Consider the following 12206-nt stretch of genomic DNA (forward strand, 5'->3'; position numbering starts at 1 on the left):
CGCTTGGTGAAACGCTGGTCCGGTCAGAGGTTCGGCGCCGTCTCCGGGTGCTCGGCGTCGTACTGAGCGCGCTCGCGGTCGATGCGGCCGCCCAGGCGCAGCGAGACGACCCACATCGCGACGAACACCACACCGACGACGAACATCATCGGCAGCAGCAGGCCCATCGCCAGCACGGGCACCTGCACGACCGTCCCCGCGTAGTACCCCATCGGCGTCCCGACCATGCGGGACATCACCAGGAGCACGACGAACAGCACGCCGATCACGAGCCACAGGGCGAGCGGCGAGTCGATCACCAGGGGGCCGCGCTCGTAGCCGGTGTTACGCAGCCCGTAGAGGGCGACGCCGGCGAACAGCACCACGAACGCCTCCAGCTGCAGCATCATCGACGTGAACTGCACCTTGGCGGGCTTGCGGGGCTTGATGCGGTCCCCCGGGCGGGGACGGTCGTCCTTCTTGCTCACGACCCCACGATATCCGCGCGCTCGCGGGTGCCGGGACCGTCGTCGTCGGAGACCTCCGACACGCCGTCGGCGACCGGCAGCTCGTCGAGCGCCCCGGCCTTGGCCGGGTCCGCGACGGCCTCGCCGCGCGCCACCATGCCGGCGACGTCGGACAGCTTGATCACGGGCAGGAAGAACGCCAGCACGAGGCCGACGAGGACGAGCGGCACGAGGTACCAGAACGACGGCGCGAGGGCGTCGGCGTAGGCGTCGATGATGCCCGACTTGAGCGGCTCGGGCAGCGACTGCACGACGCCCGGCGTGAGGCTCGACTCCCCCGCGCCGCCTGCCCCGGCGGGCGCCCCGGCGAAGACCTCGGTGAGGTTGTCGGTGAGGCGGGTCGTGAAGATCGTCGTGAACAGGGCGGAGCCCACGGCCGCGCCGATCTCGCGGAAGAAGTTGTTGGAGCTCGTGGCCGTGCCCAGCTCGTGCGGGTCGACGGCGTTCTGCACCGCCAGCACGACGGTCTGCATCACGAGGCCCATGCCGGCGCCGAGCGTGAAGATCATCGCGCCGAAGGTCCACATCGACATGTCGCCGGTGAGTCCGGTCAGCCAGACCATCGCCAGGGCGACCACGATCAGGCCGGCCACCGGGTAGGCCTTGTACTTCCCCGTCTTGGAGATCGCGATACCCGAGACGATGGAGGTGAGCATCATGCCGGCCATCATCGGGAGCATCAGCCAGCCCGACTCGGTGACGCCGGCGCCCGTGGACATCTGCAGGAACGTCGGGATCATCGCCATCGCGGAGAACATGCCCATGCCCAGCACGAGCCCGATCAGCGTCGTGATGGTGAACGTGCGGTTCTTGAACAGCCGCAGCGGGATCAGCGGCTCGGCGACGCGCGTCTCGACGAGGATGAACGCGGCCACCGCCGCGAGCGTCAGCACGAGCAGCCCGGACAGGCGCCAGTCGGTCCAGTCGTAGCCGGACGACGACAGCGACTCCCAGCTGGTGACGAGCACGATGCCCGTGGTGGCCACGGCCATCGTGACGATGCCGCCCCAGTCGACCGGGCGCGACGAGCGGTGCGAGGGCAGCCTGAGCGCGAACCAGGCGACGACGAATGCGGCGACGCCGACGGGCAGGTTGATCCAGAAGGTCCAGCGCCAACCGGGGCCCTCGGTGAGCCAGCCGCCCAGGAGCGGGCCGAGGACGGCCGAGATGCCGAACAGGGCGCCGAGCGGGCCCATGTACTTGCCGCGCTCCGAGGCGGGCACGATGTCGGCGATGATCGACTGCGACAGGATCATCAGCCCGCCGCCGCCGAGGCCCTGGAGGGCGCGCCACAGGACGAGCTCGATCATGTTCTGCGACAGCGCGGCGCCCACGGACGCGAGCGTGAACAGCCCGATCGCGACGAGGAACGGCCAGCGCCGTCCCATGAGGTCGCCGAACTTGCCGTACAGGGGCATGCCGATGGCGACGGCCAGGATGTAGGCGGTGACGACCCACCCCTGGTGCTCGACGCCGTTGAGCTCGCCGACGATCGTGGGCATCGCGGTGCCGACGATCGTCTGGTCGAGGGAGGACAGGAACATCGACGCCATCAGGGCGCCGAAGATCAGCCAGACGGTGCGCTGCGTCAGGACGACGACGGGCTTGTCCGGCGCGGCAGCAGGGGCACTGCTCATGGGACACCTCGGATCGGTGGCGCGCGGGGGCGCCGGGGTAGTGACGGGGGCTGGGGTGCTCGGGGGGAGGGCGTGCGGGCGGGGGTGCCCGGCGCTCAGGAGGTGAGGACGGCGGCGAGCTGGCCGACGACGTGCGGCACGTGGTCGCCCACGTCGCCCTCGTGGCCGGTGCGCGCCCAGTCGTCCATCGCCGCCCGCGTGACGACGAAGACGACCATGGCGCACATCTCGGGGTCGGCCGGCAGGGGTGCCGCCTCGTGCCGCCGCTCGAACAGCGCGACGACCTGGGTCTTGTGCCGCTCGAACCACGCGAAGTGACGGCCGAGCAGGCGCGGCTCGAGCTGCAGGATCTCCATCACCTGCTCGCCCTGGTGCTTGCCGGGGCCGGCGAACGCGGAGAGCAACGACCGGACGAGCACCTCGAGGTCCGCCACCAGACGCCCGGTGGGGCCCCCGGCCGCGAACGCCTCGCGGGTCTCGGCGCTCAGCTCGAACGAGCCCTGACCGAGCACCGCGTCGTCCTTCGACTCGAAGTAGTTGAAGAACGTGCGGGGCGAGATCTGGGCCGCCTCGGCGATCTCCTCCACCGTCACGGCGTCCAGGCCGCGCTCGAGCACGAGGCGCTGGGCGGCGTCGACGATCGCGTCCGTGCGGGCGCGCTTCTTGCGCTCACGCAGTCCGAGGTCGCCGGCGGGAGGGGTCACCGGACAATCATGCACCCACTGCAATATTGCACCAAGTGCAATGTCCTGTGAGCGTGGTCACACCTCGCCGAAGCCGCCCTCGATGAGCCCGACGACGGTCGCCACGGCGTCGCGCGCGTCCGCCCCGTGCGCGGACACCTCGACCTCGGTGCCCGCGGCGGTGCCGAGCGCCATGAGCTGCAGCACGCTCGTCGCGTCGACGCCCTGGAGGGTGACCGGCCCGCCGAACGCCGCCGCGGCCCGCGCCACCACCGCGGCCGGGCGGGCGTGCAGGCCCAGCGGGTTGCGGATCACGACGCGGGCGCTGGCCGTCGCGGTGGTCTCGACAGGCTCGACCGACGGATCGGCGGGAGCCTTGGCAGGTGCAGGGGCGGCGGGCGGCGTGGGCGCCCCCGCCCCCTCGGCGGCGGCCAGCACCGCGTCCAGCCCGGCGCCCTGCTGCGACGCCACCGCCGCGGCGACGGCGCCCTCGACGAACGGCGCGTCGGCGAGGCGCACCCGGCCGGCCAGGTCCTCGTCGAGCTCGAGCGCCGTCTCGACGGTCAGCACGGCGGAGCCCAGGTCGGCCAGCACGACGATGCCGTCGACGCGCGGCAGCGCGCGCCCGAGGGCGTCCTGCACGACCTCCAACGACGTGCCCAGGCCTCCCTCGCCGTCGCCCGCCCCGCTCTCCAGGACCACGTCCGGCGCCATCTCGCGGGCCAGCTCGACGGTCCCCTCGGCGAGGCGTGCCGAGTGGGAGACGAGCAGCAGCCCGACGCTCACTCCCCGACCGCCTCCGCCTCGCCCTCGCCCGCCATGGCATCAGGCGTGGCCTCGAGCGCCGCGTCGAGCGCCGCGCGCAGCACCAGCGCCGTCGAGCGGGCGCCCGGGTCCTCGTGGCCGGCGCTCCGCTCCCCCAGGTAGGACGCGCGGCCCTTGGTCGCCACGAGCGGGATCGTGCCCGTCGCGCCGGCGTCGGCCGCGTCGGCGGCCGCCCGCAGCACCTCGACCGGCTCCTGGCCGGCGTCCGCGGCGGCGGTGGCCGCCTCGACCGCGGGGGCGAGGGCGTCGACCATCGTCTTCTCCCCCACCTGCGCCTTGCCGCGCGACGTCACGCCCTCGAGCGCGGCGTCGAGCAGGACGACGACGCCGGACCCGTCGACGCTGGGGCGGGCCGACCGCTTCGCCGCCCGCAGGAACGCCGTCCCGTACAGCGGGCCGGAGGCGCCGCCGACCTTCGACATGAGGGTGGTGGCCACGAGCATGAGGACGTCGCCGACCTCCGTGCGCTCCGCGGCCCCGGGCTCGTCCAGCTTCGCGACCACGGCCTGGAACCCGCGGTGCAGGTTCTCCCCGTGGTCGCCGTCCCCGATCTGCCGGTCGAGCTCCGTGAGCTCGTCCTTCGACCCCGCCACGACGTCGGCGGTGCGCCGCACCCAACGCTCCGCCCATGCCACGTCGAGCCCCATGACCGCACGCCTCCTCGCCTCGGGGCGCCCCGCGACGCCCGTCACCAGTGCAACGCCGCCGTGCGCACCGGCGCGTCCCACAGCTCCCGCAGCTCGTCGTCCAGCCGCAGCACCGTGATCGACGCACCCTGCATCTCCAGCGACGTCACGTAGTTGCCCACGAGCGACCGGGAGACGGTGACACCGCGCTCCTCGAGCAGCCCGCGCGCTCGACCATAGACGACGTACAGCTCGGACAGCGGCGTGCCGCCCATCCCGTTGACGAACAGCAGCACGTCGTCGCCGTCGGTCAGGCGCAGGTCGTCGGCGACCGGGTCGAGCAGGCTGCGCGTGATCTCCGTGGCGCCCGCGAAGGGGATGCGGTGCCGGCCGGGCTCGCCGTGGATGCCGATGCCGATCTCGACCTCGTCGTCGGGCAGGTCGAACGACGGCTTGCCGACGTGCGGCACCGTGCACGCCGTGAGCGCGACGCCCATGGTGCGCACGTTCGCCACGACGCGCCCGGCGACCTCGGTGACCGCGCCGAGGTCGTCGCCGCGCGTGGCGGCGGCGCCCGCGATCTTCTCCACGCAGACGGTGCCGGCGACGCCGCGGCGGCCGGCCGTGTACAGGGAGTCCTCGACGGCGACGTCGTCGTTGACGAGGATCGTCGTCACCTGCGACCCCTCCGCCTCGACGAGCTCCACGGCCGTCTCGAAGTTGAGCACGTCGCCCGTGTAGTTCTTGACGATCGCCACGACGCCGGCGCCCGAGTCCGCGCCCAGGATCGCCGGCACGATCTGGTCCGGCGTGGGCGACGTGAACACCGCGCCCGGCACCGCCGCGTCGAGCATCCCGTCGCCGACGAACCCGGCGTGCAGCGGCTCGTGCCCGGAGCCGCCGCCGCTGACCAGCCCCACCTTGCCCGGCACGGGCCCGCCGGCCCGCGACACGTACACGGGCTCGTCGTGCACCTCGACCAGGTCGGCATGGGCGAGCCCGAATCCCGCGAGCGAGTCGGTCACCGCGTCCGCGGGGTCGTCGAGCAGCTTCTTCATGTCGTGCCTCCTCGCCTGGCACCGCCCTGCACCGAGGCGGCCTGCCCCCATCCAACACCCGGGCGCCACGCCACGCAGCACCCCCGCGGGGTGTCGGCGGGTGATCGTGCGTGCGCCCTCCCGACGTCCCGGACGGGCGCGTCAGCCGCGGCCGAGCAGGATCCGCGCGTCGGCGACCGTGATCACCGAGCCGGTGACGAGCACGCCGCGGCCGGTGCCGACGCCCACCTGGTCGCCGCTCTCGGCGAGGTCGGCCGCCACCTGCAGCGCCTCGTCGAGGCGTGCGGCCGTGCGGACCCGGTCCTCGCCGAAGATCTCCTGGGCCACCTCGAGCAGGTCCTCGGGGTCGGCCGAGCGGGCCGACGAGTTCTTCGTGAGGACGAGCTCGGTGAGCGCCGGCTCCAGGGTCGCGAGCAGCCCTTCGACGTCCTTGTCCGCCATCACGGCGACGACGCCGACCAGGCGCGGGAGGTCGAACTCCTCCTCGAGCGCGTCGACGAGGGCCTGCGCCCCGTGCGGGTTGTGCGCCGCGTCCACCAGCACGGTCGGGCTGGAGCGCACCACCTCGAGGCGCCCCGGCACGACGACGTCGGCGAACGCCGTCTCGACCACCCCGCCGTCCAGGGCCCGGCCGCCGAGCAGCGCCTCCACCGCGGCGAGCGCGAGGAGCGCGTTGTGAGCCTGGTACGCGCCGTGCAGGGGCACCAGGACCTCGGTGTACAGGCCGGCGGGGGTGCGCAGGTCGACGAGCTGCCCGCCGACGGCCACCCGCCGCCCGGCGACCTCGAGCTCCACGCCCTCGCGCAGCAGGTGCGCCGAGACCTCCGCCGCCCGCTCGCGCAGGATCTCGTCGACGACGACGTCCTGCTCGGCGCTGACGACCGTGGCGCCCTCCTTGACGATGCCGGACTTCTCCGTGGCGATCTCGGCCAGCGTGGAGCCGAGCCAGCGCTCGTGGTCGATGCCGACCGGGGTGAGCACCGCGACCTCGCCGTCCACGACGTTGGTGGAGTCCCACCGACCGCCCATGCCGACCTCGACCACCGCGACGTCGACCGGGGCGTCCGCGAAGGCGGCGATCGCCATGACGGTGAGCACCTCGAAGAAGCTGAGACGCGGGCCGCCCGCCTCCTGCGACTCGCGGTCGACGACGCCGATGTACGGCGCGACGTCCTCCCACACCTCGACGAACCGCGCGGCGCCGAGCGGCTCGCCGTCCACCTGGATGCGCTCCGTGACGCTCGTGAGGTGGGGCGAGGTGAACAGGCCGGTGCGCAGCCCGTGCTCGCGCACCAGGCGCTCGGTCATGCGCGCCGTCGACGACTTGCCGTTCGTGCCCGTGAGGTGGATGGCGCGGAACGCCTGCTGCGGGTCGCCGAGGAGCTCGAGCACCCGCCGGACGCGGTCGAGCGTCGGGTCGATGTCGTGCTCCGGCGCCCGCGACATGATCTCCGCGTAGACCTCGCGCAGCGACTCCTGCGCCACGGCGTCCTCCGCCGCCGCGCGGGCGGCCTGGCGCTCGGCCGTACGGGCCTTGCGCGCGGCGGACGAGGGCTTGTTCTCAGCGTCGGGGGTCACCCCCGAAGGATAGGCGGTGCGCGCCCGTCGACGACGGCCGGTCAGCGCGGGGCGAGCACCACGACCGGGGTCTCCCCGGCGCGGTGCGCGGCGAACCGGTCGATCTCGCCCCAGCCCTGGTGGCGGCCGACGAGCGCCCACAGCCGGTCGCGCTCCTCGCCCTGCGCCGCCGTCGCGCGCACGGTGCGCGGCCCGTCGACCGTGTCCACCTCGGCGTCCGGGTGCGCCCGCAGGTTGAGCCACCACGCCGGCGGCGGGTCGCCCCAGCCGTTCATCGCGAGAGTGACGTACCGGCCGTCGTCCTCGACGTACCCGAGGATCACGGCGCGCTCCTGGCCGCTGCGGCGTCCCACGACGCGCAGGCGCAGCATGCCGAACTTGCCGCCGGGGGCGGGCCGGCGCAGCGGCCACCGCCCGCCGCTGATCCGGTAGCCGGCGCGCTGGACCGCCCACGCCGACCGGACGAACCAGCGCGGCGGGACGAAGGGGCGCTTCTCGCGGGCGGGTGTCGCAGCCATGCGGACTCCTCGCAGGGGTCGGCGCCGACGCGCCGGGGAGCACCAGCGTAGTCGGCCGCACGGGGGCAGCCCAGGCCCGGGCGTCTCCGCCGGTCAGGAATCCGCGGGTGAATCCTGACCGACGGAGACGCTCGGCAGGCGGGTCAGCGCTTGGCGACCCGGACGACGCGCTCGCCGTCTCCCGCCGCCAGGACGACGTCGAGGGCGAGGGTCTCGCGCGCGATGAGGTCGCGGTGCGACTCCACCGCGGCGACGTGCTCGGCCGGGACGTCGAGCTCCAGCGCGATGCGGTCGCTCACCTCGAGCCCCGCGGCCTTGCGGGCGTCCTGCACGTCGCGGATGACGTCGCGGGCGTAGCCCTCGGCGCGCAGCGCGTCGTCCAGCGCGAGGTCGAGGACGACGAACCCGCCGCCGGGCAGCACGGACGCGGCGACGTGCTCCCCGGCCGCGTCGCCCACCACGGTGGTCAGCTCGTACTCCGCCTCGCGCAGCGGCTCGTCGCCGGTGTCGGTCGTGACGACGACGGCGCCGTCCTCGTCGCGGCGCCACGCGCCCGCCTTCGCCGCCTTGATCACGGCCTGGACGCCACGGCCCAGGCGCGGGCCCGCGGCCCGGGCGTTGACCGCGAGCCGCTCGGTGATGCCGAACCGCTCCGACGCGTCGGCGTCCGCCGCGACGAGGTCGACCGCCTTGACGTTGAGCTCCGACGTCAGGAGGCCCACGTAGTCCGCGAGCGCCGCGGGGTCGGGGACGGCCACCGTGAGGCGGGCCAGCGGCTGCCGCACGCGCAGCTGGTGGGCCTTGCGCAGCGCGAGCGCGCTGGACACGACGGCGCGCACCTCGTCCATCGCCGCGACGAGCTCGTCGTCGCGCACGAGGGCGGCGTCCACGACGACGTCCCCGCTGTCGGCCACCGCAGGCCAGTCCGTGAGGTGCACGGAGCGGCCGCCGGTGAGGCCTCGCCAGACCTCCTCGGTGAGGAGCGGCGCCAGCGGCGCCATGACGCGGGTCAGCGTCTCGAGCGCCGTGTACAGCGTGTCGAAGGCGTCGGCGTCCTCCGCCCAGAACCGGTCGCGCTGGGTGCGCACGTACCAGTTGGTCAGGACGTCGAGGTGCTCACGCACGGACTCGCAGGCGCCGGAGATGTCGTAGGCGTCGAGCTGCGAGGTGACCGTCGCGACCAGGTCGTGGGTGCGGGCCAGCAGGTACCGGTCGAGGGCGGGCAGGCCGGGGACGCGCTCGGCCGTGACGGGCTTCGCCGTGTAGCCCGCGCCGTCCGCGGCGCTGTTCGCGTACAGGGTGAAGAAGTAGTACGTGCTCCACAGCGGCAGCAGCACCTGGCGCACGGAGTCGCGGATGCCCTCCTCCGTGACGACGAGGTTGCCGCCGCGCAGGATCGGGCTGGCCATGAGGAACCAGCGCATCGCGTCGGAGCCGTCGCGGTCGAAGACCTCGGAGACGTCCGGGTAGTTGCGCAGCGACTTGCTCATCTTGCGCCCGTCGGAGCCCAGCACGATGCCGTGCGAGACGGCGGTGCGGAACGCCGGCCGGTCGAACAGCGCCGTGGCGAGCACGTGCAGCAGGTAGAACCAGCCGCGGGTCTGGCCGATGTACTCGACGATGAAGTCGCCCGGGTAGTGGTGCTCGAACCAGTCCGCGTTCTCGAACGGGTAGTGCACCTGCGCGTACGGCATGGAGCCGGAGTCCATCCACACGTCCATGACGTCCTCGACGCGGCGCATCGTGGACTTCCCCGTCGGGTCGTCGGGGTTGGGGCGGGTGAGCTCGTCGACGAACGGGCGGTGCAGGTCGGGCTCGCCGTCGGGGCCGAGCGGCAGGCGGCCGAAGTCGCGCTCGATCTCCTCGAGCGAGCCGTACACGTCGAGGCGGGGGTACGCCGGGTCGTCGCTCTTCCACACCGGCACCGGGGAGCCCCAGAAGCGGTTGCGGCTGAGCGACCAGTCGCGGGCGTTCGCGAGCCACTTGCCGAACTGGCCGTCCTTGATGTGCTCGGGCGTCCAGGAGATCTCCTGGTTGAGCTCCACCATGCGCTCCTTGAACTTCGTCACCTCGACGAACCACGACGAGACGCCCATGTACATCAGCGGCTGCCGGCAGCGCCAGCAGTGCGGGTAGGAGTGGGCGTACGACTCGCGGCGCAGCAGCACCGTGCCGGCGGTGACGGACCCGGCGTCGACCTCCCCGCGGGTGCGCGCCTTGAGGTGGTCGATGATCGGGAGGTTCGCGTCGAAGACCTGCAGTCCGGCGTACTCGTCGACCGGGTGCGTGAACTTGCCGTCGGCGCCCACGGGCATCACGGAGGCGACGCCCTCGCGGTCGCAGACCACCTTGTCGTCCTCGCCGAACGCGCCGGCGCTGTGCACCAGGCCGGTGCCGTCCGTCGTCGTGACGAAGTCCGCCTCGACCACGCGGTGCGCGCGCTCGCGGCCCTCGTAGTAGGAGAACGGCGGCACGTAGGAGGTCTGGAGCAGCTCGCGGCCGGTGAGGCGCCCGACGACGCGCGGGGCGTCCTCGTCCTCGTCCGTGAGCTCGCGCGCGTACGCGTCGACGCGGGCCTCGGCGAGCACGTACCGCTGCGGCGACCCGGTGAAGGACGACTCCACCACGGCGTAGTCGATGTCCTCGCCGACCATGACGAGCAGGTTGGAGGGAAGCGTCCAGGGCGTGGTCGTCCAGACGAGGAGCTTGTCCCCCGGGCGCACGACGTCCTGTCCGGCGGGCACGGTCGCGACGTCGAAGCCGACGGTCACGGCCGGGTCCTGGCGCGTCTGGTAGACGTCGTCGTCCATGCGCAGCTCGTGGTTGCTCAAGGGCGTCTGGTCGTTCCAGCAGTACGGCAGCACGCGGAAGTCCTCGTACACCAGGCCGGCGTCGTAGAGCTTCTTGAAGCCCCACAGCACCGACTCCATGTAGGTGACGTTGAGCGTCTTGTAGTCGTGGTCGAAGTCGACCCAGCGCGCCTGCCGGGTGACGTAGTCGCGCCACTCGGACGTGTACTTCAGCACCGACGAGCGGCAGGCGGCGTTGAACTTCTCGATGCCGAGCTCGAGGATCTCGTCCTTGGTCTTGATGCCGAGCTGGCTCATCGCCTCGAGCTCGGCGGGCAGGCCGTGCGTGTCCCAGCCGAACCGGCGCTCCACGTGCTTGCCGCGCATCGTCTGGTAGCGCGGGACGACGTCCTTGGCGTACCCGGTGAGGAGGTGCCCGTAGTGGGGCAGGCCGTTGGCGAACGGCGGGCCGTCGTAGAAGACGAACTCGTTGGAGCCGTTCTCCCCCGCCGGGTTCTTCGCGACCGACGCGCGGAACGTGTCGTCGGCGGCCCAGAAGTCCAGGACCTCGCGCTCGATCGCCGGCAGCTCCGGGGACGCCGGGACGCCGGCGATGCCGAAGGCGGCGCCCTGTCGGTCTGCCTGCGACGAGGGGTCGGACGAGCGGTGCTGCGGATAGGCCATGGGTGGGCTCCTGTGCGAACGAGCTGGCGGTCGGTGGTACGACGTCGGTGCTGCTGTGCGAGGACGACGCCCCCGCCCCGAAGGGCGCGGGTCCCGCGGTACCACCCCGCTTGCGGACGCCGAATCGTGCTGACGTCCGCCGCTCGTTCACGGCTGTGACGGGCCTACCCGTCCGGTTCTACTAGGGGTGCGTGTGCGCCCTGTTCTTCCGGAGGCTCACCGGTGATGGCCGGGTCGATGCCTGTGCGTCCATGGTAGCCAGCCGCGCAAGTGCGATCGTGGCGACACCGCCCCGTGGCCCGATCCCGGCCTCGTCAGCCGGCACGGTCGACGGCGATGCGCTCCAGGACCTCGCCGGTCGACGCGTCCACGACTGTCGAGATGCACCGTGACTGCGGGCCTGGGCCATGTCCGAGAATCGGGTCGGCCCGCCGCACGACCAGGCTGGTGCAGTCCGTGGACGTCCGCTCACGCTCGGTTCGTGCCATGCCACACTCGGTGCCATGAGCCCTCTGACCAGCCCGGACGCCCTCCGTGCTCTGTATCTCGAGGCCGCCACGAGGGCCGCTGCCCTGCTCCGGGACCCGCATGTGGCGGACGCGTGGGGTGACGGGTCGATCTTGGAGGGCATGACGGTCGGCGCGCTCGCCGGCCATCTTGCGCGCAGCGTGTTGCAGGTGGAGTGGTTCCTCGACGGGCCGCTCGACCAAGGTCTCGAACCCACGACCGCGGTGACCTACTACGCGCGCATCGTGGACGCCCGGGATCCGGGTTCGGCGCTCAATCGTGGTGTGCGCGCGCGCAGCGAGGAGTCCGCGGCGGCGGGCGCTGTCGCCGTGGCGAGTGACACCGCGGCGGCACTCGACCGCCTGCGCGCCCGGCTCCCGCACGAGCCTGCCGGTCGCCGCGTGGCGATCCTGCACCGGCCGGGTGAGGAGATGCTCCTCGACGAGTACCTGCGCACCCGGTGCGTCGAGCTGGCCGTGCACACCGACGACCTCGCCCTCAGCGTCGGCGTGGACGCGCACGCGCCCGAGGGGGCGACGGCGGTCGCGATCGACCTGCTCGTCGCCGCCGGTGCTGAGCGGCATGGTGGGCTCGCCGTCCTGCGCGCCCTCAGCCGCCGTGAGCGAGACGACGTCGGGGCGCTGCGCGTGCTGTGAGTCCGGCCCCACTGTCCGGGCCCCAGTGCCGCACGATGTCGGACCCATCGACCGGTTCAAGACCGACCGCTTCTGACGCGGCCGCCCCGCGCGCTCGACGCGCGGGCGACACGCCACGCATGCCGACGACGACGAGCGA

Annotated in this window: 10 protein-coding genes; 1 reads left to right on the forward strand and 9 read right to left on the reverse strand. The window is 73.1% G+C overall.

Annotated elements, in window-relative coordinates; translation table 11 throughout:
* Positions 1–23: 23 nt before the first annotated feature.
* The 9 genes from ACFQ8T_RS13960 to ileS all read right to left on the reverse strand — a co-directional run bounded on the left by ACFQ8T_RS13960 (position 24) and on the right by ileS (position 10904).
* Complete coding sequence (locus ACFQ8T_RS13960; RefSeq protein WP_430547119.1) at positions 24–467, reverse strand: DUF4233 domain-containing protein; 444 nt, start codon at positions 465–467, stop codon at positions 24–26.
* Positions 464–2143 carry an MDR family MFS transporter gene (locus ACFQ8T_RS13965; RefSeq protein ID WP_430547120.1) on the reverse strand — a complete coding sequence of 560 codons (1680 nt, stop codon included), beginning with the start codon at positions 2141–2143 and terminating at the stop codon, positions 464–466. Before ACFQ8T_RS13965 ends, ACFQ8T_RS13960 begins: the two co-directional genes overlap by 4 nt.
* Positions 2144–2238: 95 nt before the next feature.
* On the reverse strand, positions 2239–2847 hold the full coding sequence (locus tag ACFQ8T_RS13970) for a TetR/AcrR family transcriptional regulator (RefSeq protein WP_430547121.1): 609 nt from the start codon (positions 2845–2847) through the stop codon (positions 2239–2241).
* Positions 2848–2904: 57 nt separating this feature from the next.
* Positions 2905–3612: a dihydroxyacetone kinase phosphoryl donor subunit DhaM gene (gene dhaM, locus ACFQ8T_RS13975; protein ID WP_430547122.1), complete on the reverse strand. Its 708-nt coding sequence runs from the start codon at positions 3610–3612 to the stop codon at positions 2905–2907.
* Complete coding sequence (dhaL, locus tag ACFQ8T_RS13980; protein WP_430547123.1) at positions 3609–4298, reverse strand: dihydroxyacetone kinase subunit DhaL; 690 nt, start codon at positions 4296–4298, stop codon at positions 3609–3611. Before dhaL ends, dhaM begins: the two co-directional genes overlap by 4 nt.
* Positions 4299–4339: 41 nt before the next feature.
* Positions 4340–5335: a dihydroxyacetone kinase subunit DhaK gene (gene dhaK, locus ACFQ8T_RS13985; RefSeq protein WP_430547124.1), complete on the reverse strand. Its 996-nt coding sequence runs from the start codon at positions 5333–5335 to the stop codon at positions 4340–4342.
* A 141-nt stretch (positions 5336–5476) separates the two neighbouring features.
* Entirely contained in the window at positions 5477–6913 is a 1437-nt protein-coding gene (locus tag ACFQ8T_RS13990; protein ID WP_430547125.1) for a bifunctional folylpolyglutamate synthase/dihydrofolate synthase, read from the reverse strand.
* 41 nt (positions 6914–6954) lie between these two features.
* Entirely contained in the window at positions 6955–7431 is a 477-nt protein-coding gene (locus tag ACFQ8T_RS13995) for a nitroreductase/quinone reductase family protein (protein WP_430547126.1), read from the reverse strand.
* Between the two features lie 143 nt (positions 7432–7574).
* Positions 7575–10904 (reverse strand): isoleucine--tRNA ligase, encoded by a 3330-nt coding sequence (gene ileS, locus ACFQ8T_RS14000; RefSeq protein WP_430547127.1) that lies wholly within the window; start codon positions 10902–10904, stop codon positions 7575–7577.
* Positions 10905–11407: 503 nt separating this feature from the next.
* Here ileS and ACFQ8T_RS14005 point away from each other — a divergent pair.
* On the forward strand, positions 11408–12067 hold the full coding sequence (locus tag ACFQ8T_RS14005; RefSeq protein WP_430547196.1) for a maleylpyruvate isomerase N-terminal domain-containing protein: 660 nt from the start codon (positions 11408–11410) through the stop codon (positions 12065–12067).
* Positions 12068–12206 lie beyond the last annotated feature (139 nt).

It is taken from the genome of Isoptericola sp. NPDC056618 (assembly GCF_042792715.1).
GTDB lineage: Bacteria > Actinomycetota > Actinomycetes > Actinomycetales > Cellulomonadaceae > Isoptericola > Isoptericola nanjingensis.

Excerpts from the sequence above, each read along its gene's own strand:
- ileS (WP_430547127.1), bottom strand. The coding sequence starts at position 10,904 with ATGGCCTATCCGCAGCACCGCTCGTCCGACCCCTCGTCGCAGGCAGAC.
- dhaK (WP_430547124.1), bottom strand. The coding sequence starts at position 5,335 with ATGAAGAAGCTGCTCGACGACCCCGCGGACGCGGTGACCGACTCGCTC.
- ACFQ8T_RS13995 (WP_430547126.1), bottom strand. The coding sequence starts at position 7,431 with ATGGCTGCGACACCCGCCCGCGAGAAGCGCCCCTTCGTCCCGCCGCGC.
- ACFQ8T_RS13965 (WP_430547120.1), bottom strand. The coding sequence starts at position 2,143 with ATGAGCAGTGCCCCTGCTGCCGCGCCGGACAAGCCCGTCGTCGTCCTG.
- dhaL (WP_430547123.1), bottom strand. The coding sequence starts at position 4,298 with ATGGGGCTCGACGTGGCATGGGCGGAGCGTTGGGTGCGGCGCACCGCC.
- ACFQ8T_RS14005 (WP_430547196.1), top strand. The coding sequence starts at position 11,408 with ATGAGCCCTCTGACCAGCCCGGACGCCCTCCGTGCTCTGTATCTCGAG.